The sequence below is a fragment of the Bradyrhizobium elkanii WSM2783 genome (assembly GCF_000472865.1).
Taxonomy (GTDB): Bacteria; Pseudomonadota; Alphaproteobacteria; order Rhizobiales; family Xanthobacteraceae; genus Bradyrhizobium; species Bradyrhizobium elkanii_A.
Map to the genome: position 1 here is coordinate 79,837 of NZ_AXAP01000019.1, position 19,923 is coordinate 99,759.

Annotated in this window: 23 protein-coding genes and 2 pseudogenes; 15 read left to right on the plus strand and 10 right to left on the minus strand. The window is 59.6% G+C overall.

Going from position 1 to position 19,923, the window contains the following annotated elements; all coding sequences use genetic code 11:
• Positions 1-351 precede the first annotated feature (351 nt).
• Complete coding sequence (locus tag YY7_RS0118555) at positions 352-618, plus strand: hypothetical protein (protein WP_028164536.1); 267 nt, start codon at positions 352-354, stop codon at positions 616-618.
• Positions 619-681: 63 nt separating this feature from the next.
• On the opposite strand, the gene YY7_RS64760 is transcribed toward YY7_RS0118555, so the two are convergent.
• Complete coding sequence (locus tag YY7_RS64760; RefSeq protein ID WP_349642665.1) at positions 682-1,266, minus strand: Rid family hydrolase; 585 nt, start codon at positions 1,264-1,266, stop codon at positions 682-684.
• Between the two features lie 331 nt (positions 1,267-1,597).
• Between YY7_RS64760 and YY7_RS63250 the strand changes: the two are divergent.
• The 4 genes and pseudogenes from YY7_RS63250 to hemC form a co-directional block, all read left to right on the plus strand.
• Positions 1,598-1,804, plus strand: a pseudogene (locus tag YY7_RS63250) (SDR family NAD(P)-dependent oxidoreductase); the annotation flags it as partial.
• A gap of 52 nt (positions 1,805-1,856) precedes the next feature.
• The gene (locus YY7_RS63255; protein WP_028164537.1) at positions 1,857-2,087 is read left to right on the plus strand and encodes a hypothetical protein; all 231 of its coding nucleotides are present in this window, start codon (positions 1,857-1,859) and stop codon (positions 2,085-2,087) included.
• Positions 2,088-2,352: 265 nt separating this feature from the next.
• The gene (locus tag YY7_RS0118575) at positions 2,353-2,829 is read left to right on the plus strand and encodes a redoxin domain-containing protein (protein WP_028164538.1); all 477 of its coding nucleotides are present in this window, start codon (positions 2,353-2,355) and stop codon (positions 2,827-2,829) included.
• Positions 2,830-3,026: 197 nt separating this feature from the next.
• Positions 3,027-4,004: a hydroxymethylbilane synthase gene (gene hemC, locus YY7_RS0118580; RefSeq protein ID WP_028164539.1), complete on the plus strand. Its 978-nt coding sequence runs from the start codon at positions 3,027-3,029 to the stop codon at positions 4,002-4,004.
• A 902-nt stretch (positions 4,005-4,906) separates the two neighbouring features.
• Here hemC and YY7_RS0118585 read toward each other — a convergent pair.
• The 3 genes from YY7_RS0118585 to YY7_RS0118595 all read right to left on the minus strand — a co-directional run bounded on the left by YY7_RS0118585 (position 4,907) and on the right by YY7_RS0118595 (position 7,009).
• A complete protein-coding gene (locus YY7_RS0118585; protein ID WP_028164540.1) occupies positions 4,907-5,440 on the minus strand; it encodes a cytochrome b in 534 nt (177 codons plus the stop codon).
• A gap of 261 nt (positions 5,441-5,701) precedes the next feature.
• The gene (locus tag YY7_RS0118590; RefSeq protein WP_028164541.1) at positions 5,702-6,442 is read right to left on the minus strand and encodes a hypothetical protein; all 741 of its coding nucleotides are present in this window, start codon (positions 6,440-6,442) and stop codon (positions 5,702-5,704) included.
• A 231-nt stretch (positions 6,443-6,673) separates the two neighbouring features.
• Complete coding sequence (locus tag YY7_RS0118595; RefSeq protein ID WP_028164542.1) at positions 6,674-7,009, minus strand: hypothetical protein; 336 nt, start codon at positions 7,007-7,009, stop codon at positions 6,674-6,676.
• A 1,178-nt stretch (positions 7,010-8,187) separates the two neighbouring features.
• Here YY7_RS0118595 and YY7_RS0118600 point away from each other — a divergent pair.
• The 3 genes and pseudogenes from YY7_RS0118600 (at position 8,188) to YY7_RS0118605 (ending at position 8,936) form a co-directional block, all read left to right on the plus strand.
• On the plus strand, positions 8,188-8,385 hold the full coding sequence (locus YY7_RS0118600) for a hypothetical protein (protein ID WP_028164543.1): 198 nt from the start codon (positions 8,188-8,190) through the stop codon (positions 8,383-8,385).
• 152 nt (positions 8,386-8,537) lie between these two features.
• Positions 8,538-8,730, plus strand: a pseudogene (locus tag YY7_RS63260) (hypothetical protein).
• Entirely contained in the window at positions 8,727-8,936 is a 210-nt protein-coding gene (locus YY7_RS0118605; protein WP_028164544.1) for a hypothetical protein, read from the plus strand. Before YY7_RS63260 ends, YY7_RS0118605 begins: the two are co-directional and overlap by 4 nt.
• A gap of 462 nt (positions 8,937-9,398) precedes the next feature.
• Here the strand turns inward: YY7_RS0118605 and YY7_RS63265 are convergent, their stop codons facing one another.
• From YY7_RS63265 to YY7_RS63275, 6 genes are all read right to left on the minus strand, one after another.
• Positions 9,399-9,485 carry a hypothetical protein gene (locus YY7_RS63265; RefSeq protein ID WP_245287326.1) on the minus strand — a complete coding sequence of 29 codons (87 nt, stop codon included), beginning with the start codon at positions 9,483-9,485 and terminating at the stop codon, positions 9,399-9,401.
• 233 nt (positions 9,486-9,718) lie between these two features.
• Positions 9,719-9,841, minus strand: a complete 123-nt coding sequence (locus tag YY7_RS64425) for a hypothetical protein (protein ID WP_283807008.1) — start codon at positions 9,839-9,841, stop codon at positions 9,719-9,721.
• 172 nt (positions 9,842-10,013) lie between these two features.
• Positions 10,014-10,382, minus strand: a complete 369-nt coding sequence (locus YY7_RS65070) for a caspase family protein (RefSeq protein WP_433994510.1) — start codon at positions 10,380-10,382, stop codon at positions 10,014-10,016.
• 112 nt (positions 10,383-10,494) lie between these two features.
• Positions 10,495-10,626 carry a caspase family protein gene (locus tag YY7_RS65075; protein ID WP_433994511.1) on the minus strand — a complete coding sequence of 44 codons (132 nt, stop codon included), beginning with the start codon at positions 10,624-10,626 and terminating at the stop codon, positions 10,495-10,497.
• A gap of 1,087 nt (positions 10,627-11,713) precedes the next feature.
• Positions 11,714-12,223, minus strand: coding sequence for a sensor histidine kinase (locus YY7_RS63270; protein WP_245287319.1), 510 nt, complete (start codon positions 12,221-12,223; stop codon positions 11,714-11,716).
• A gap of 253 nt (positions 12,224-12,476) precedes the next feature.
• Positions 12,477-13,055: a hypothetical protein gene (locus YY7_RS63275; RefSeq protein ID WP_245287320.1), complete on the minus strand. Its 579-nt coding sequence runs from the start codon at positions 13,053-13,055 to the stop codon at positions 12,477-12,479.
• A gap of 1,078 nt (positions 13,056-14,133) precedes the next feature.
• Between YY7_RS63275 and YY7_RS0118645 the strand changes: the two genes are divergently transcribed.
• From YY7_RS0118645 to YY7_RS0118675, 7 genes are all read left to right on the plus strand, one after another.
• Positions 14,134-14,907: a heme ABC transporter permease gene (locus YY7_RS0118645; RefSeq protein WP_028164547.1), complete on the plus strand. Its 774-nt coding sequence runs from the start codon at positions 14,134-14,136 to the stop codon at positions 14,905-14,907.
• Positions 14,908-14,914: 7 nt separating this feature from the next.
• Positions 14,915-15,064, plus strand: a complete 150-nt coding sequence (gene ccmD, locus YY7_RS57475; protein ID WP_063623380.1) for a heme exporter protein CcmD — start codon at positions 14,915-14,917, stop codon at positions 15,062-15,064.
• On the plus strand, positions 15,061-15,684 hold the full coding sequence (locus YY7_RS0118655; protein ID WP_028164548.1) for a DsbE family thiol:disulfide interchange protein: 624 nt from the start codon (positions 15,061-15,063) through the stop codon (positions 15,682-15,684). Before ccmD ends, YY7_RS0118655 begins: the two co-directional genes overlap by 4 nt.
• 235 nt (positions 15,685-15,919) lie before the next feature.
• The gene (ccmI, locus tag YY7_RS52135) at positions 15,920-16,651 is read left to right on the plus strand and encodes a c-type cytochrome biogenesis protein CcmI (RefSeq protein WP_245287321.1); all 732 of its coding nucleotides are present in this window, start codon (positions 15,920-15,922) and stop codon (positions 16,649-16,651) included.
• A 139-nt stretch (positions 16,652-16,790) separates the two neighbouring features.
• Positions 16,791-17,246, plus strand: coding sequence for a cytochrome c maturation protein CcmE (gene ccmE, locus YY7_RS0118665; RefSeq protein ID WP_028164565.1), 456 nt, complete (start codon positions 16,791-16,793; stop codon positions 17,244-17,246).
• A gap of 42 nt (positions 17,247-17,288) precedes the next feature.
• On the plus strand, positions 17,289-19,286 hold the full coding sequence (locus YY7_RS0118670; RefSeq protein ID WP_028164549.1) for a heme lyase CcmF/NrfE family subunit: 1,998 nt from the start codon (positions 17,289-17,291) through the stop codon (positions 19,284-19,286).
• On the plus strand, positions 19,283-19,765 hold the full coding sequence (locus YY7_RS0118675; RefSeq protein ID WP_028164550.1) for a cytochrome c-type biogenesis protein: 483 nt from the start codon (positions 19,283-19,285) through the stop codon (positions 19,763-19,765). The genes YY7_RS0118670 and YY7_RS0118675 overlap by 4 nt, the downstream gene beginning before the upstream one ends.
• Positions 19,766-19,923 lie beyond the last annotated feature (158 nt).

Below are 19,923 nucleotides of genomic sequence, written 5' to 3' on the forward strand. Positions count from 1 at the left end.
TCCGCATAAGCAGTATCGACAGAAGTCTGCGCTTCGACAGTATCGGGTTCGCCCAACTCGAGTAGCACGGCTGGGGTAGCGTTTGCCGCGGCGTCGACCTCTACCATGGAGGGTGGGGGGATCGTGCCATCGGGAGAGAGGCGGAGTCCGCCGAGCGCCGGTTTCGAAATTCTTCATAGGTCGCCTTATTCGGAGCATCCTTATAGTAGGTGATCTTCCGCACCATGAAGCCCGGCCCTATGTCTGCCTTTCCAACTCTGTTGCGTTCGTGGCCCGGCACTGGCGCGCTGTTTGATTGCCAATGGGTATCCTACACTGGGACCCTCTCCGGCCTCGAAGCGTCCAAATTCATTGAAGAACGTGTACACCACGACAACATCGCCTACCGGACGGATTCAGCTTGTCGGCGTCGCGGCCGCGATCGTTGCGGGTCTGGGCGTCTGTTACCTGCGCCGCATGCTTGGTGATGTCACACCAGGTCTTATACGTGTTGAGGCAGTGGAGCTAGCGCTCAACGATGAGCTGTGGTTGCTGATCCATCCGGATATCCGCAAGTCAGGACGAATATACGCATTCATGACGCACTGCGTGAAGTCGATCAAAAAGCTACGCGATTGATCGAGGGCTTTGGGGAACGACTTTGGCTCCGCCGATGTGGCCGAGATCACCGCGGCTTCGCTTCTACCCCGACAGCGTAGCCTTGAAGGTGATTTCGATGAGCTGTTCAGGAAAGGCCAGTCTCGTCACGCCGATCAGGTTACTGGCGCACTGAGGTCGTGCCGCGCCGTAGGCCTCCTTGTGCGCCTTGCCCGCCGCGGCGAATGCGGCGTCGACATCGAGGACATAGAGCGTCTCCTCGACGACATTGTCCAGCGTTGCCCCGAAGCGCGCCAAAAGCTTGACGGCATTGGCGTAGATCGCACGCATCTGCTGTTCCATCATCGAGAACTCGGCCGGCTTGCCGGATTCATCGAGAGAACCAGGCGCGATCAGGTTCCCCTTCTCGTTGTGGCTGAGCTGGCCAAAGACATGGAGCTCTCTCAACTTGTTCAGCTTATCGGTGTGATTATGGAGGGTATCGTCCAGGGCTTCGGAAAGATCACTGGCAATTTCGGCCCGGGCCTGCTCATCGCTTTCGATCGGTTCGCTTCGGTCAAGACTAGCATCAGCAATATAGTCGAAGTACTTTTCGCGAGCGCTTTGAAGGGCCGCGCCCTCAAGCGTGGCATTCCTCGCAACCGGATCACGCGGCACGGCGAGCGGCAATAACCATCGTCTATCGACTCTATGGCGAAAGGTGATTTCCCTCGCCGGCGTTGCAAAGTCATTCTCCAACGCATCGTCGTACCGAAACGTCCAGTGCGGCGACCGAGACGCGATGCCGGATTGAGAAGCCGGGAGACTCGAGATGCAAAGCAACGACGTAATTGAAGTCGTCCCGCTCTCGGGGGGCAGCGAAGTTACCTTGTTCCTGGATGTAACTCCCGTTCTTGCGGGCAACTGCGGGTGTATTGGTGGAATTGGGCGGCCGTCCGGAACCTATCAATCGGTGAGAGCCACGTTGTCCTGTACGTGAGGAGGGTTGAGATCCCAGTTGTTGGCGAAGGGAGCGAAAGTGGCGATCAGCGGACGCCGCAGGGAAGTCGTCGCCAAAGTCATTCGACCGATGCAAACCGGGAGCGCCGAGATGCACGGCATAGCGTCTGATGTCGCGACGGCCGACGGCTGCGCCGCGACGCTCGAACAGGCTCTTGCCGCTCTCGCCGGCCTTGATGTCCTTGTGAACAACGCCAGCGCGGTGCAGGTCGGTCGTCGGGAGAACACGGACGGAGCCCGAGCTGCAGGCCCTAATCGACGTGACCGCACCGATCCTGCTGACGCGGGCGGCACCGCTAGTGATCCGCAACAGCGGCGACGCCATGATGGTGAATGTTTCCTCCGGTATCGCGCCGGTCGGCGCGCCGTTCTACGAGACCTATGCCACGCTAAAGGCTCGGCTTGCCTATTTCGGCGAACCGCCGCGGCGCGAGTTGAAAAGGGAGGGCATCCATGTCCTCTCTATCCCGGCGAGACGGATATGCAAATGATGAAGTCAAACCCCGCCGGGCCCGAACCTGGCTTTACGCGCCAACCGGCCTCCGCCGTTGCCGACGCCATCGCAGAAGGCATCGAAATCGGCGTCCGAGGTGATCCGTAGCGGCCGGGTCCCGGCTCGGATGATCGCGCTCAATCGCGAGAACCCGGTTGCGGTCGATGAGCGCTTGCTCGGTTTGAAGCCGGCGCTAGAGGAAGCGATAAAAGATCATTCGGCGCCTTGAGCGCCAAATAGTTCAAACATGGAGTGCAATTGTGATGCTGCAAAATGGCGATGTCTTTCCCTCTCTTACCTTTGCTCGCGTCGGTGGCGGCGAAATCCATTTGCCTGCCGATCTCGCCGGTTGGTTCGGTGTGGTCCTATTCCACCGCGGTTCCTGGTGTCCGTACTGCAATGCTCAGCTTGCCGCTTTTGCGAGAGCGGCGGACAAATTCGCTGGGGAACGCCTCAAGGTCGTCTCTGTATCGGTAGACGATCGGGAAAAGTCGGAGATGCTCGTCGAAAAGCACAAGCTCAATTTCCCGGTCGCTTACGGCGCCAACGCGCGAGCGGTTTCCGCAGTCACCGGCGCCTTCGTCAATGACGATCCCGTCTGTCTCCAGGCAACTGGCTTCGTCCTCAATCCCGAAGGCCGGGTGGTGACGGCCGTGTATTCGACCCGCGCGATCGGCCGTCTGATGCCCGACGATGTGCTCGGATTTGTCCGCCACCTCAAATCTTTGGCAAAGAACTGACGAGCAGCGGCCGATTAGCGGGAGCTCGATGAATGGCACAGCCGATTCTAGAGCCGCGCAGCCGCGTTATCGATGCGGAATCGTGCCCGGGAGAGTTCGGCGGGGGAAAGCCGGGTCGGCACCGGGGCACGGTGCTGGCCGCCTGCGATCGCCGCGGCCTGCGGGAGTGAGGCCCGCGGGCCTTGAATGGGATACGTATGCTATCGGATCGATTGCGGATCGGCACGCGCAAAAGCGCAATGGCGATCACCCAGACTGAGGAGATCGCACGACGCCTGAAGGCCGTCGGCACCGAGGTCGAAATCGTCAAGTTCGAGACCACGGGCGATATCGACCAGGTTGGCAAGCTCTTGCCGCATGGCGGCAAAGGTGGGGCCTTCGTGGCGCAGATTCGCGAGGCGGTGCTTAGCGGAAGGCTCCACGCCGCGATGCATTCGCTTAAGGACGTGCCGGGCAATGAGGACACGCCCGGGCTTGTGATCGGCGCGACGCTCTCGCGCGATCCGCCCGGCGACGTCCTGGTGCTGCGGCCGGGCACCTCGGTCGACGAGCTCAAACGCACGCGTGGCAAGGGATTCGAGATCGGCACCAACTCCGTCCGCCGCGCGGCCTATGTGCGGCGGCTGTTTCCGGAGATCGAGGTCATCCATTTCCGCGGCGCCGCCGACAGCCGCGTGCGCAAGCTTGACCAGGGCGCAAAGCAGAAGCTGCCAGATGGCGGTGAGGTGGGGCCTGCGGATGCGTTGATCATGGCGCGCTCAGGCGTTGAGCGCGTCAGGCTTACGAGCCGGATAGCGTACGAATTTTCGATTGCCGAGATGCTGCCGGCAGTGGGGCAGGGGATAATCGCAGTCGAATGCGCCGCGCGCGATTTCGAGACGCGCCGTATCCTGTCAGCGATCGACGATGCGACGACCCATGCGTGCGCCGACGCCGAGCGCGAGGTGCTATGGGTGCTCAATGGCCATTGTAACTCGCCGATCGCGGGATTTGCGGAAGTCACGGGCGCGGAGATGCAGCTCGCCGCATCCGTGCTCGATCATGCGGGCGGTCGGATCATCGAGGCCTCGCGTGTTGGCCGAGCAAGCCGCCCGCGCGAACTCGGCCGCGCAGTGGGAATGGAGCTGCTCGCCAGAGGTGCTGCCGAGATTATCGAGCGCGGCCGGCCGGTGTGATGGAGCGCCGTTGCGGGAACGAAACCACGAAGCAATCCAGAGTCACAGGTGAGACTCGGGATTGCTTCGCTTCGCTCGCAATTACGGCCGGACAACGACGAGCGCCAACCGCAGCTGGTGACGGAACTTGCTTGGCTAATTCCCAACGAATTGGTTTGGCGCTTTGCCTTCTCAGGTTGCCCGAAGGACGTAAGAGAGCAGATAGATGCTTCGAGGAGACTCGACATCGATGAAGTCATCCTTGCCATTCCATCCGCAGATCTGTTCGCGTTCCGCTGTTAAGCAATCGTACCATTTCGAGGCCTGCTGATCGATGCCGGGTATAAAGATCCGGAGAGTGGCGCGGCGCTGGCAAGAGCGAAAGAGAGTCTCAACCTTCTACGAGCAACGTGATTTCCGTTAGCCTCAACCACAGGAACGGTGAAATCTGCGTCGCAGCCAATCCCCGCCTGACGCGAGCGGCTTTTCGGGGGGCAGCACGTCAAAGTCTCATATTCGAGCGCAACGAACTGGAAAGCGAGTCGCAAAGCCATGCCGCATTGTTGGTCTTGCTGAAACATCCGACCTGGCCGGGCGCTCGGCAACGGCAATGGAGCGCACCTCGAGACCCTCGCGCCCCATTTGCGAGGCCACGCGGCATGGGAGGGCTTCTCCGCATCCGACCGCGGCAAGAAGCGGGGCCCATTGCGGGCGGCGCTGGACGAGATTGCAGACCGCACACGCGGCCTAGAAGGTGGCATGGGCTGCACCATCGAAGACTAATAGCGGGCTTGTGGGGTTAAGCCGTCCCAAGGAACTACCGTTCCTTGAAGGGCGGCGCGACATGAGACCGAGTGATTCTGCCGGGACTCTCGGCGGATTCAGACGAAAAACGCCTCGCGGCAGTAGCTCGAACTAATCATTCATCCGCCCGGAGACATCGACTGAAATACTTCGTCGCGCAGATAGAAGTGGTGGAAGAGAGCCGCGGCTGCATGCACGCCGGCAACCCAGAGGATGGCGTTGCCGAGGGTGGTGTGTAGTTCCATGATCAGCTGCCCTAGGCGATGCGCCTTCGCGATCTGGGGAGCGATGTCGAATCCGGGAAGGGTGACGGGAATCCCCAAGAGCCAGGTACCAAGCACCGCCGTTATTGGAATCGCGGTGAGGAGCGCATAAAGCGCGAACTGGACGAGTTTTGCGGCCGCAGCCATCCATCGCGGCATCGGCTGCTTCACGGGCGTGCTGTCGATCAGCCGCCATAGCAGCCGCAGCACGACGACAATGAACACGAGCACCCCAAGCGTCTCGTGAATCCGGCGGAGCCCGTCCGCGCCGGCGGAATAGAGCGAATCGGGGTCGCCCTTGCTCACCACGTAAGCGGCGAGAACCAGCATGACGGTCAGCCAATGGAAGGCCTGGGCACCGGCGCCGTAGCGAGAGGAAGTGCTGCGCAAAGCGACTACTCCGATCTTGAGCCCGCCGCAGCGGTTGATGAACAGTGGCGGCGCGTCGCCAGAGATTTGAGTGCTTGGTAAGCTGGCTGGTCTCCCCAGCGCCCAACTTTAAATTATGACAAACCCATCGCCCAAGCGTACTCCATCGGTGTCCGAGCGTCCGGCACTCTTCAACCCGGACTGCAAGAGGAGATGATCATCGCAGCGGCCGCGGAGATTGTGGGCATTCGCCAAAGGATCAAATAGTGGTTCATGTCCCTTTCAAGCACGATCCTCGATCGCGTCGCGTGCTTGCTCTTCCGGAATGACGGGCGTTGCCGGCATGGGCGGGCGCCCGGCCCAGCACCGGGCATAGGGCCAGAAGCGGCAGGCGCGCCCATCGCCGGGGCAGGCCCGGCAATCGGCGGTCGCAGAGGCCGCATCCCGGCGGCAGCGGGGGGACGCGGGGGACTGCCGCCGGGAGCGCCGACGCCGGGCGGGGGTGGGGATTCCCGGCGTAGCTTGTGCCGGCCCTTGCGGCGCCGGCGGAGTGGAGAAAGGGTTGGTGCCATCGAGCGCGGGACCGTCACTGTGGCCCATCATGTCGGCGCTCTTCGGCTTCTGCGGCCGATCATCGCGAACCTTCATGGGACCGGCCGCCGGCAGCATCTCGCCCATGGCATTCGCCTGGAACAGCGAGCACGCTTCGAGCAACAGCGGATGGCGGACCGTCGACATGCCTTCCAGCGGCGCCGAGGATGAAACCGATGTCCCGGTGGCAGTCTCGATCACCAGCACGAGCAGCTTCAATTCGCTTGCAATGGTGTTCCGCTCGCCTTCATCCATCTTCGCAGCAAAGTTCGCAGAGAACTTGTCATCGAGCCGGACGGCGCGGCGGCCCGACCTGAAAGATCGCTCGAAACCCAGCCGTCCGGGTTTTCCGTGACGGCGGCGCCATCTTCTTGCACAGTTGTAGCCGGTATAAACGAACAGCTCATGCTTACTGTTCTTCAGGATGGGCATTGGATTGCCTGTTCAGTCGTGCAGAGGGCTGTTACTGAGCTTTGCGACTAGGGCGCGTACTAAAGGCGTAGATGTCAGTTTCTAATGGCCAAGCGGACAGATCGCGATCAATTTGAAACTTTACCTCTCGTGACCCAAGGGCGACGTGCGCATGACCGAGGAACGCTAAATCTCTCAATACATGTTGACGAGCGGCGGCTCGAGGGAGCCGCACGCTGCCAAGCTTTCGTGTCACCACCGGTTGTAGTCACTCCAGCCGTAAGAGAAGTCGGGGTAGTAATAGGTCGGATAGCGCCAATATGAATTATAGGTCGGATAGCGCCAGTACGAATTATAGGTGGGATAGTCCCAGTACGAAGGATAGGGATAATCATTCGGCGTGCGTTGCACGCCGCGCGTCCCCCGATCCCGCCGCACCCGATAGCGCACGTCCGTCTTTACGGCTGCTACCGCCGCCTTGATCGACGTGCCATTGATCGGCGCAGCAGACGATTTGGCCGTGGTGGCAACTGCGATAGGAACGGCAATTGCGAGCGCAATCGCAAGGCTGCGGACTTGAATCTTCATGGTAGCTCCTGTTCGTGTAAAAGATGACTCCCACCACCCGACGAGAATGACCTTGCAACGCCGGCGAGGGAAATCATCTCTCGCCATAGAGTCGATAGACGATCGTTATTGCCACCGAGCCGCGTGATGCCGTAGCGAGCTATGCCACCAGCCGTATCTGCAGAAACTTCTAAACTCGTTGTCGCCCTTGGACCAATCGAGGTTGCGCGTGCCAATGCGCCGCCGTCCTTGACCATGACGGCGCTCCTACAGCGGATTTGTCGTGCGCCACGTCGCCGACCGGATGCCGGACCGATGTAAGAGAGGGAAAGACATCGCCATTTTGCAGATAGGGCAGGATGCCTACAGAGAAAATTTCAGAAAATCCGGAACTGCATGGGTAACGACCAAGCTGTTCTTGCACACTCAGGTCGTCTGGTGGGCGAAGCCAAGTCCCCGACCCGCCACTCGATCCGAGCTGACCCGGACACGTTACGTCGCCTCTTGGCCCTTCAGAGACCTGACAACAGCCGGTCACTACGTCTGCTGTTCAGCGTAGACCGGAAGTGACGGCTTGGCCGCCAAAAAAACTGCGCTCATGACCCGTTGCGGAAGCGGTCGGCTTGAGGGGCGCTCCCTACACCTTCGTATCATTCCCTGGCCCCTTTGGATGGCCGGCGCATTACCCACGTACAATTGAGCGGCTGACCGCGATCGTCCTAGGCTGTACGCGTAAGAAAAGCGGACAGACCCATGCAGTGCGACGGTGGAAAAGGATGATCGACGAACGGCGACGATAGTACCAACAGGAGACTACGATGCCCCATTGCTCCGATAATCTTAGATCTGGCAGTGCCGCGCGATGCGCAGTGTGTGATGGCAAGTTTGGTCTCGTCCGGCACTACGCGTGGCGAACCCCGCTTTGTTCCAAGAAGTGCGTCGATCGTTTCAGAACCCGCAGGGAAAGTGATCGCAATTGGGTGAGCTGGCTCCAAATCACCTTCGACCAGCCGCCCGAGAACCGCGCGAGGGCTTTATGACGGTCCAGATCTCACAACGATACAAGGAATATTTAGAGACAGCACAGACTTTGCTCCGCGCCGCCAAAAACATGACCGACTCAGCGATTGCGGGTCAGCTCAAGGCCTTGGCCGCTAACATGTCACGTTTTGAAGGGTGTCAGCTCGCGAGAAAGAAGCATGCCTCTCGAATTCTGCACCATTGAAGCGCTGAACCTGCGCCCCGGCTCCAAGGATCTGGAAGCATTCAACGTCGAGCGTGTGCGCGGCTACCTCGAGTGCAATCTCGGCTGCACAAAGAAGGAAGTGATCCACGCGCTAGGCCTGAATCAGCGCACGGTGGCCAAGGCCATCAAGATCATCCGCGCACGATCGTGAACTTATGGCCCCAGCGCGGCCAGTCACGAGCTTTTTATTCCGTCGTTACCGCCTGCAGAGCTTCAAAGTTGGGGCTGAGATACCAATTCACGATTGAATTATTATCATCATCTAATAGCAGACATGTTCTCTAACTAATGTTTGGAGCGAATATGGGCGAAGTTGTTCGATTTGTCCCCAAAGTCTGAGCGCGAGCGGGCCCGTCTAATTGCAGAAGCCCGCGCGATATATGACAGCATCTTTCCGCCGGCTGATCCAGCCAGCGAGCAGCAGGACAACGCACCGATAAGTCATAAGGTCAGCGGCCCCATTGCCCATCGTAGCGACGGGGTTCTCCTGTCGTGATCAAGATCATCGCCTTGCTCTGCAGTCTCTCCTCTCCGGAAAATTGCCACGAGCAGACCGTCACCACCTCGGACTTCGCTGACGTCTCGATGCAGTCCTGCCTGATGGGCGCGCCGCAGCTTGCCGAGTGGATGAAGCAGCATCCCGCCGAGCGCCTAGCGGCGTGGCACTGCGTGATTGGCAAACAGGATGGCAGGGGAGCTTAGGGAGGAAAGCCGCTTCCACGGGTGCTTTGAAATCGCTTAATCACAATGGCTGCGATTTCAGGCCTATGCACCTGGTCTGCATCGGTCCGGCTGCCGTTGTGGCCGTTGTCCGGGTTCAGCGAGGCGTCCAGCTCATCAACTTCGTGGCCCTTGTCGTCGATGCCGTTTCGATTTGAGACAATAGCGTGGCGGCACGCTTGTCGAGATCATCGACTTTTGCGAGATTGCCGCGGTGCGAACGTCTCGTTTCTTTCGCTGGCCGAAATTTTGGCAAGCAAATCGGCAAAGTTTATCATTTTGCCTCCCAGTGCCGCCGTCGCCTGTGCCCCAGGAACGCTGGCGAGCGCCACCGGAGGCACTTGCGTGATGTGGATTGTCATTCGGCGTCCAAAATTTGCACGCCGATTGACACGCCGGCACGAACTGTACTTCTTCCACTTCGGAATGATCGTTCGCGGCTTTTCACAACTGACGTCGCGAGCAAAACAACTGCCGCGGCGACAATCCGTGCCGTCGGGCTCCTGAACAAACCGAGCCGACGCTCGCCACGATCTCCGCAACGATCCGCGCCTTGTCCTCGTCGCTCCACCGCCGCCGACGCCCCAGCTCCGGTGAACACCTCAAGCCGTCGTAGTGTGCACACCGGTGGCAAGTTTCCAGCCAGCGACAGCGTAGGCCGCGCTTCCTCGCGGCGTAGCGTCCCTTCGCACAGCCGATCCACAGCCGTTTTGATGGTCAGCACCCCTGTGACAAGGTGTGCTTTCGATCTCGACGATGAGTTCTCACCGATCCGGCAGCACCCTCATCGGCACGCCGAGAGCGCGTCCCATGCGCTCGGCGGGGACCACCGTGCGTTCCGTGGTCTGCCAGTCAGCAAACAGGAGCATGGCTGTCGCGCGCGACAATGCTCAGCTCCGCCTCGCGCGTTGGTAGCTCCAAACAAGGCGGAGACGATTGAGGGGCGCCCGCTATGGGAAGTCAGCCTTGACCTTCGATCTTTGGAGGTCAGCAGGAGTCTGTTTCATCACCCGCGGCAACCGGCAAGTGCAGAGCCAACGGAAGAGACGGGAACGCCGCTCAGTGCCGGCCAAAGGTTACACTCTCGGTTAGCGTAGATGACACAGCTGGAATTTGTTGGCCCTGCGTAGCAGCCGCCACCGCGTTTCGGGTGTTGTTGAAGACCTCCTCGATCCTCTTCGAAGAATTCATCTGCGTAAGAAGAACGGTCATCAGCTGACTATGTAGTTCATCCGATTCTTCGACGACCTGGCCGGCCGCTGCTGAGCTCAGGATGAGTGTGTTCTCACTCATTTGAATGGGTGCAAGTCCGTGTGAGTAAGTCCTGAAACGTCGTTCATAGGGGTTGCGGCGTGAGGCTTCGATGACTACGAGCTGGACGCGTGCTCCGGAAGTCTTGAGTTTCGAAAGGAGGAGGTCAATGCTCACACCTTGTCGACGAACATCCTCTTCATACCAGATCTTCGCATCGACTGGGATTAAATAGTTTCACCGTCAGATTGAACGCCGAAACCTCCGAAATAGATCAGCACAATCGAGTTCAAATGTACTTTCTTGCACTTAGATCATCGATTGCGCGGGTCATGTCGCGGCGAGTCGCATTGTCAACGGCGTCCACCAGGAAGCCGTTCTTTCGAAGAGTATCTGTCAAACCTTCCGCATCGCGTGCCATTTGGGAAAGAGGAGAGTCGGCATCGGGATAGTTTGAATTACCAATCACTAGAGCTAGCCGATTCGAGTTGTGCCGATTCACCCAACGAGTTGGGCGCGCTCATGGGTTGGCCATGAGCCTTCTCCAGCCGTATTGTCTTGCCGAGGCCGGCCGAGAGCAGGCCGAGCAGGACTGCAACGCCGACCAGTATTCTGGGAACCGTCATCTCATTATGAGCTCCAGTTCAGCGTGGAAACGCTCCTCTCCGCCGTGGCGTCCTTCAGCTGCGTCGCGCCGTCCAGTAGCCCGAGCATCGCGCAGTTCCTGAGTGGCCGTTCCAGGTCCCCTGGCCGGACGTTGCGAACAATTTGCCTGCACCCGAGGCATATTTATCCTGGACCGTCACTGAAGCGCGAACCGCGCCGGATTTTGCGACGTAACCTCGAAATCTCACGAGGTTGGGATGCGTGACAATTCCGCCGGTCACATCGACAGTAAACCTGTAACTGGAATCGCAGGTTCCTCGTTGCGTTATGAAGACGAGGTCCCGGGAGCCGTCGTATGCTGAGCGTCCGTATGCTGCCGGTGCAAAGGCAATGAAGTAGCTTGTCGCTGCGATCAGAAGCGAACGCTTTGTCACCATAGTTCTCCAAACTTGGCTAAAGCAGATCATGTGTTCGAGCGTTGGCGCCAACCGAGGTAATCGCCATCACCGGCCAAGAGTATGCTCGTAAGCGGCAGTGGCTGAGAGACCGATTGCGCTCCCCGCATAAACGGGAAGCGCCAGTTATGGGCGAGCAGATTATTCATTGGTGAAGTCTACGACCGGAAAAATGGCGAGAGTCCCCCGCGTCTTCACCGGCTCCCCGCAGGCTCACCAGTAAGCCTGACCCACTCTTGGCTTCGAGATCGTCGCCGTCAGTGATCAGTTTCCGTTGATCCTTCAGGATAGCGATGACGCCGGTGCCGAGGTCGACCACACCGTTTTTGGCAAGTGCTTCCGTGAGTCGAAGCGACAGCGGATCAAAGCAGCTGGGAAGCGTAAGCTGCCTTGCTTCGTAAGAAAATGGAAATGCTGTAACGCGCCCTGAGCGCTCCTGACTCTTCCTCATAGCGGCAGCGCTAACCGGATAGTCAGGTCGCAATCCTCATTCCTTTCTGCCGAGATCCGTCCACGATGAGCCTCTATAATACGCCGGCTTATGAGTACGCCTAAACTCATTCCAGAGTCTCTCGCGGTGAACAATGGATCGAACAAACGATTCATATCGTTTGTGTTTGTTCCTGAGCCACCACCGCAATGACGAAATGTCGTTAACATTTCGACGTCGTCAGCACGGCACGATATTTCCAGCCTTCGCGGCCGGCCGTGCACATCCTTCATCGCATCGATGCCGTTTCGCAGCAGGTTGAAAACAACCTGCTGTAGCTGCAAGCGATCTCCCCTCAGCTCCGGCAACCCTTCATCGATATAGGCACGCACGGAAATGGATGACTTCTCGAGCTCGTCACGAAACATGCCTAATACTTCCAAAATGACGCCGTCGATCCTGATGAAGCTGAGGCTCGCATGAGCCACCGTTGGCCAGCACTTCCAATCCACCCTCGATCGCAACATCGCGCTTTCCTTTGTTTACAAACCTGGTTAGCAGCTTCGACCGCCTTGGATATCTCCATTGGACATCTTGACAGCCAACAGCGGCAGGCCTCCACGCTGGTTATCAGCACAGTCCGTGGTTGTTCACCTCGTGCACGATCGAGCCGGCAAGCTCGCCCAAAGCCGCCAGGCGCGAAGCGGTCGAAAGCTCAGGCGGAGTTTCGGCAAACAACCGTTCGGCGGCCTTCCGTTCTGTAATGTCGATGACGATTCCTCAATACAGGAGATCTCCATCCTCGTTCGTCTCCGGATGACCCTCCGAGTAGACGTGACGCACCCGTATTTGTCGCGCGAGATCATCGGTTAATCGAATGTTGGCCAGAACCGCGGCAGCTTGGATTGCGATGGCGCTGAAGCTTTCGATGGAGGTTGCTCCGAAGCTCTCGCCTTGATCCGCTTCTAGGTAGATCAGATCCACTGTTTCTCCTTGATACCTTAGAGGTATCTGCAGGACGGAAAGCTCGACGCCATCAAACCTAGAAAGAACCTCGTTCATCGAAATGGGATCGGGCATCCTGGCAGCATGCTCAAGAGCACCATCGTCCAACGCAAGCCGCGAGGAGGAAAGCCGAATACCCCTCACAGCGTTCTCTGCCCAGTTCGACGTGGCGAACCGTAAAAACTGACCGTTCTGGTTGAATAGCACAGCCCCAACCGACGCTCGTGACGGCTGAAGAGCGATTCTGAGGAGCGCCTTTGCAATATCTGCTCGGCTTCTCGCCTCGAGATGAGCCAAGGTCGCTGTTTTCTCTTCTTCAACTCTTTCGCCCTGTACACTTATCGACACCGCCAATTTGGTCTCGCGGGTTTTGCGGAAGACATCATTGCTGAAGATGACTCATGAGAAGTTTCCAGGTGATCGAGCAATATCGTCGCCCTTCTCGTTGAGAGCGAGGTGTCTCGCATCCAGGATGTCACCATCCCAGAGTGCGAGCACATGCTGAAATGAAAATTGGGAATGCTGCCGATAAGGACTGGTTATCGGGCGGTAACAGCAACTCTCAATCTACAGCGGCAGTCTGAAATCTTCCCGTCAGCATTTGGTGCACGCGTGGGAAGCAGTTCAGTCAATGCCCCCGGCTCGGATTTAGCTTTGCCTTCGAACGTTACCCGCCCCGCTATAGTCGATACCGCATACTGAAGTTTCATTTTGCGAGACGTCGAGCCCGACGCACCGCGCTCATGGTAGCGCTGGGAATCGGTTGATCGCGAGAGCTCGACGATAATAGGACGACCTTAGTCCAGAATCGTCGATCGCAATTACGTCATAGTTTCCAAATTTGCATGCCGAACGACACCGTCGTGCGAACGCTGCACATCCAAGACGGGATGACGGATGACGGCTTCGGATATCGCCGGAAAGCCTGGCGCGCGTCGATGTGGTTGCCCAACAGCTCCTGGAGACGCTCCTAGAGCCCGACTGCCATGATCGAGTCGCTGTTGGAAGACGAAGTCGACCCGCGTCGGATCCTGGGGATAGATCGTCGGAGCAAAGCCGCTGCTTCGCCCGAAACACGTCTAGTCCATCCGGGCGAAAGTTTCAGGTGGATGGTCAGCTTCGAGGTCGTGCTCGGTTCAATCTCTGGCATCCAGTAATCTCCCTCGCGCTCAACCCCCGTGGTTCGCGGACGTCAAAACCGGTTAAGCCGGTCAGGCCATTCGACTGCGCTGATACGTGGCAAAATGTTCCATTCAGATGCGCCAACGGCATCGAAACGATAACCGATTGTAATTGGCGAAGCTGCTACGGATGCATTGTATCACGCGATAGGCGCGCCACCGACTTTATTGAGCACTAGCCGTTGGCAATCAATCTAGAAAGAGCTCTCGACCCACACATCCGCGGCTGTCGATTTCAGGAGATCGGAAACTTGAAGGTCAGTTTCATCGCCTACGCCAATCCCACCAATTTTCTGCACGTTGCCGCGAAGCTGCTGCCGTGGCTGTGGGGGTTGACGGCGTTAGCCTTTGCGCTCGGCCTCTTCGGTGCGTTCACGGCACCACCCGACTACCAGCAGGGCGAGATGGTGCGCATCATGTACATTCACGTTCCGGCCGCCTGGGTGGCGATGCTGGCCTATACGCTGATGGCGATCTCGGCGGTCGGCTCGTTGGTTTGGCGCCATCCGCTTGCGAATGCGGCGCAGAAGGCTGCCGGGCCGCTCGGCGCCGCCTTCACTTTTACTTGCCTCGTCACCGGCTCCCTCTGGGGCAAGCCGATGTGGGGCACGTACTGGGTGTGGGACGCCCGGCTTACTTCCGTGCTGGTCCTTTTCCTGATCTATCTTGGTCTGATCGGACTCTGGCAGACAATCGAGGACACCAGCAGGGCCGCGCGGGCCGCATCGATCATGACGCTGGTCGGGTTCATCAATATTCCTATCGTCAAATTTTCGGTCGATTGGTGGAATACCCTCCACCAGCCAGCCTCTGTGTTCCGGATTGAAGGCTCGACGATCGCCGGCCCGATGCTATGGCCACTGCTCGTCATGTCGCTTGCATACACGCTTCTATTCGCGACGCTCCACGTTATGGCGATGCGCAACGAAATCATGCGGCGCCGCGCTCAGCGGCTCGCGATCATGCTGGCGGCCGTTGGCGAATCCGCTGGGGCCCGACTGCAATCGGTCGAAACTGTTTCCTGAGCGTGCGATGGCTCAGCATGGCGGGTTCATCGTGGCAGCTTATCTGGTGACGGGCACGATCCTGATCGGGACGATCGCGGCGGTCCTCTTCGACTATCGGCTTCAGCTGCATGCGCTGGCCCGCCTTGCACCAGGCCGTCTCGGCAATCGCTCATGAACGACACTCCTCCCTCGAAATTCCTCTCACCTGATATCGCGGCCACTCGGCACCGCTTGGTCCGCATTGTGGCGGCGGTCCCGAGTCTGGTTTTCCTCGGAATTGCCGCACTGCTCGCGGTGCGGCTTGGCGTCGACAACCCGTCACTCGTGCCGTCCGCCCTGATCGGTAGGCCAGTGCCGCAATTCGCGTTGGCGCCGCTTGAAGGGCTCGCCACGCCCGGGCCGCCCGGCCTGTCGAGCGCCGACCTGAAGGCAGGGCATGTGACGCTTGTGAACGTGTTCGCGTCCTGGTGTGTCGAATGTCATAGCGAGCACGAGGCGCTCATGGCCTTGTCGCGTGAACCGGCGCTGCGGCAGCATGGGGTAAAGCTTACTGGCATCATCTACAAGGACGATCCAGGGAGTGCGCGGAGCTATCTCAATGCCAAGGGGAATCCGTTCGCACAGGTCGGCATTGACCCGTCCGGCAGGACCGGTATTGATTTCGGCGTCTATGGCGTCCCCGAGACCTACGTAGTCAAAGGAAACGGGACCATCGCCTACAAGCTGGTGGGCGGCATCTCGGACGCGACGCGTCCCGCTTTGATGGCGGCAATCGCAAGCGCGCAACGGCCATGACGGCTACTTTGCTAAGTCTCGATCCATATACGACAGGTCCAACAAGTCTGATCTTGTCCGTACGCGCGGCGTCACTGGCCTGCGCCACGGGCAGGCGATCGATCGGCTCGAAGGAGCTGCACTACAGGAGCATTTTGGTCGTAGAGAATGGCGAGCGTACCATCTTTTGCAAGGTCACGCGTTCGCGGAAGTCGGCGGTAGAGGACCTTGAGACATGCTTTGGCTTGCGTTCGCAATGATGACGGCCGCGGTCTCGCTGGCGCTGCTCCGGCCGCTCTCGGCGCGGCAGCAAGAGCGTAACCCGCGCGCTTCCGACATCGCTTTCTATCGAAGCCTATTGGTTGAAACGGATGATGATGTCCGCCGAGGCTTAGTCGCGGCTGAGGATGCCGCGGCCGCGCGAGCCGAAATTGCGCGCCGGCTGCTCGCCTCCGTCGACTCCGTGCGGAAGGATCGGCCGCATGCATCGGTGCGACCGAGGCGCATCCGCGCCGTTCTGACGATTGTTGTGGTGCTGCCGTTTATCGCTCTGGCGCTTTATCTTAGGGTGGGCGCGCCTAACCAACTTGACATGCCAGCATCACGCCGGACGGGTGGAGAGTTCAACCCCACGGCTGTAATCCCCAGGATCGGAGCGCAACACGCGGCCGACCTCAACGACGGACACGGCCTCCAGGCGATCGCGGTCGAGCAAGACGGCAGCACAGAAAAAGCGAGGCAACTCTGGGAGGCGCTACGGGCGGATTCGCTATCCGACGCGCCGTGGATGGATGCTGTGCATCCGCATTTGGCTGCTATTGCCGGAGCGCCGCAGCCGGGCGTGGAGGCCGCGCGCTCCGGCTTAGACAGTACTGGCGTTGCGGCGCCGCCTCCGGAGCAGAGGGCGGAGGTGACCAGTGCGATGGTGGAGGGACTCGCTGGGAAGCCCGCGAAGGACGATCACGATCTCGACGGGTGGCTGAATTGATCAGGGCCTACGCGGTCGCGTGTAAGCAAGAGAAGGTCGAAGAGGCCGTGGCAAATGCGCGGGTTAGGCATTCGGACAACATGAAGCGTTGGCACGCGTTGATGAGTTCGTCAAGCAGCTCGGGCTGAAAGGACAAATTTTGGCAAGAAAGAAAAGGCGCCTTCTCCTCATCGGCGCGGCTGGCATAACTTTGGCGATCGCGATGAGTCTCGTACTCTTTGCGCTACGCGACAGCATCGTCTTCTTCTACGGGCCGACCGAAATGGCCGAGAAAGCGCCGCCGTTGGGAACGCGGCTGCGCATCGGCGGGCTGGTGGAGCAGGGCTCACTGATACATGAGGGCCCGTCGACCGTCACGTTCGCGGTGACCGACCTTAAGAAGCACATCAAGGTCATCTACACAGGATTGCTACCCGATCTCTTCCGGGAAGGGCAGGGTGTCGTGGCCGAGGGCACGGTGGAAGGTCCAAGCCTCTTCCATGCCGACACTGTGCTCGCCAAACATGATGAGCGCTACATGCCCAAGGACGTGGCCGACGGGCTCAAACGGCAGGGTATTTGGCGTGACGGCGAGCAATCCGCGCAGACACAATAGAGTTGCCGTTTATGGTTCATATCAGCGTCCAGGAGTGACAGGGTGATCGTCGAAACGGGACATTATGCGCTCGCCCTAGCCTTAGCGGTCACACTGCTGCAGTCGGTTCTGCCGATCTGGGGTACTCGCCGCGGCGATCTCGGGCTCGCCTCGATGGCGGTGCCTTCCGCGATTACCCAATTTGCGCTGGTGGCCTATGCCTTTGCGGCGTTGACCTACGCTCATGTGGTGTCCGACTTCAGTCTCGTAACGGTCGTTGAGAATTCGCATACCACCAAGCCGCTCGTCTACAAGATCGCGGGCGTCTGGGGCAATCATGAAGGATCTATGCTGCTCTGGGTCTTAATCCTGGCGATCTTCGGAGCCGCGGTGGCGAGCTTTGGCCGCGGCATGGCAGATGAACTGCGGGCCAATACCCTGGCGGTCCAGGGCTGGATCGCGTTTGCCTTCCTACTGTTCATTCTGCTCACATCCGACCCCTTCGCGCGCCGATTTCCCGCACCCTTCGAGGGGCAAGACCTCAATCCGTTGCTTCAGGACCCTAGCCTCGCGATACATCCGCCGCTGCTCTATCTCGGCTATGTCGGCTTCTCGATTGTGTTCTCCTTCGCGGCGGCGGCGCTGATTAGCGGCCGCGTCGATGCCGCCTGGGCCCGATACATTCGACCATGGGCACTGATCGCCTGGAGTTTCCTGACGCTCGGCATCGCGATGGGTTCTTACTGGGCCTATTACACCCTGGGCTGGGGTGGATTCTGGTTCTGGGATCCGGTGGAGAATGCCTCGTTGATGCCCTGGCTCGCGGGCACGGCGCTGCTGCATTCTGCGGCCGTCATGGAAAAGAGAGACGCGCTCAAGATCTGGACCATCTTCCTCGCGATTCTCACCTTCTCGCTTTCGCTGCTCGGCACGTTCCTGGTCCGCTCGGGCGTGCTTACCTCGGTGCACTCCTTCGCCAGCGACCCATCACGCGGCCTCTTCATCCTCGTGATCCTTATCCTCTTTATCGGCGGGTCGCTCGTTCTCTTCGTTTGGCGCGCTCCGGCCTTGCGACCCGGCGGCCTGTTCGCGCCTGTGTCTCGGGAAGGTGCGCTCGTGATCAACAACCTGATGCTGACCATCTGTTGCGGTATCGTCCTCACCGGTACCCTTTACCCTCTGGTACTTGAGACCTTGACCGGCGACAAGATTTCGGTCGGCGCGCCGTTTTTCAATCTGACGTTCGCCCCGTTGGTCCTTCCCATCCTGCTATTAATGCCGATCGGCCAGTCGCTTTCTTGGAAGCGCGGCGACTTTCTCGGCGCAGCGCAACGGGTGATGGTTGCGGCGGCGGCGGGCGTGGCCCTTTCACTAGTTCTGGTGGCGGCCCTGCGTGGCGGGCCGGTCCTCGCTCCGATAGGTGTGGGCTTGGCGGTCTATCTGATCCTTGGATCGTCCAGCGAACTAGTGTCGCGGATCTGGGCCAAAGGGCAGGCCTGGCGGGTAACTTTGGCCCGCGCGACTGGGCTTCCGCGTTCGGCTTGGGGCACGGCTATCGCCCACGCGGGGCTCGGCGTGACACTGTTGGGGCTCGCCGCAACCGGTTGGGGCGTGGAACAGATCGCGGCGGTCAAGCCGGGGCAGACGGTCGATCTCGGACCCTATCAAGCCACCATAGTCAAGCTTGAGGAGCGACAGGGCCCCAACTATTCCGAAATAGGGGTCCGTGCGATTATCAGCCAGGATGGGTCGACGGTAACAACGATTGAACCGGCCAAGCGCACGTTTCCGGTGCGCCAGACTACGATAACGGAAGCCGGCATCGTGACCCTAGGTTTCGGGCAGGTCTACATCTCGCTCGGAGACCAGCACCCGGATGGTTCTATTGATGCCCGCATGTTCTGGAAGCCGCTCGTTACGTTAATCTGGATTGGCGCGATCGTGATGGCGATCGGAGGAATTGTGTCGTTGTCCGATCGCCGTCTCAGGATCGGCTTTGCGCGTCGTGCCATTCGCGGCCGCCTCTCTGGCGATCCTGTAGCGCCGCAGCCCGCAGAATGACCGCGCTCCGTCGCTTTCTCATTCTTTTGGTCGTGTTCGCGGGGCTCGCGCCCGGTCTGGCGAGCGCGGTTCAGCCCGACGAGATCCTCGCCGATTCAAAGCTCGAAGCGCGCGCGCGGGGAATTTCCGTTGGGCTGCGCTGTCTTGTCTGTCAGAACCAGTCGATCGACGATTCGAGCGCGGAGCTTGCGCGGGATCTCCGGCTACTGGTTCGCGAACGTCTGAAGGCGGGCGACAGCGACGCGCAGGTGCGCGATTTCCTGGTGCGGCGCTATGGAAATTTCATCCTGTTGAAACCGCCATTCGACTCGGAAACCGCCCTACTCTGGGGCACGCCGGCCCTCCTGTTTGTGGCAGGCGCGATCCCGCTTCTTCTCGGACTGCGCCGCCGCAGGCGGTCCCCGCCGCCTGATCCGCTGAGCCAAGCCGAGTGCGACCGGCTCGCGCTGGTATTGAACGCCGATATTCCTTCAGAGTGATTTTGGGATTAGTCGGATCGTTTTATCTTGCGATATGCACGTGCCGAGGCATTTCACCTCTTCGCTTCAAGCGTCGACTCGAACTGCGGCGTTAGTCATACCGCGCCACAGATTGGAGCCGTTTCACTGACGTGATCCGCTTCGGAACGAACTTATTT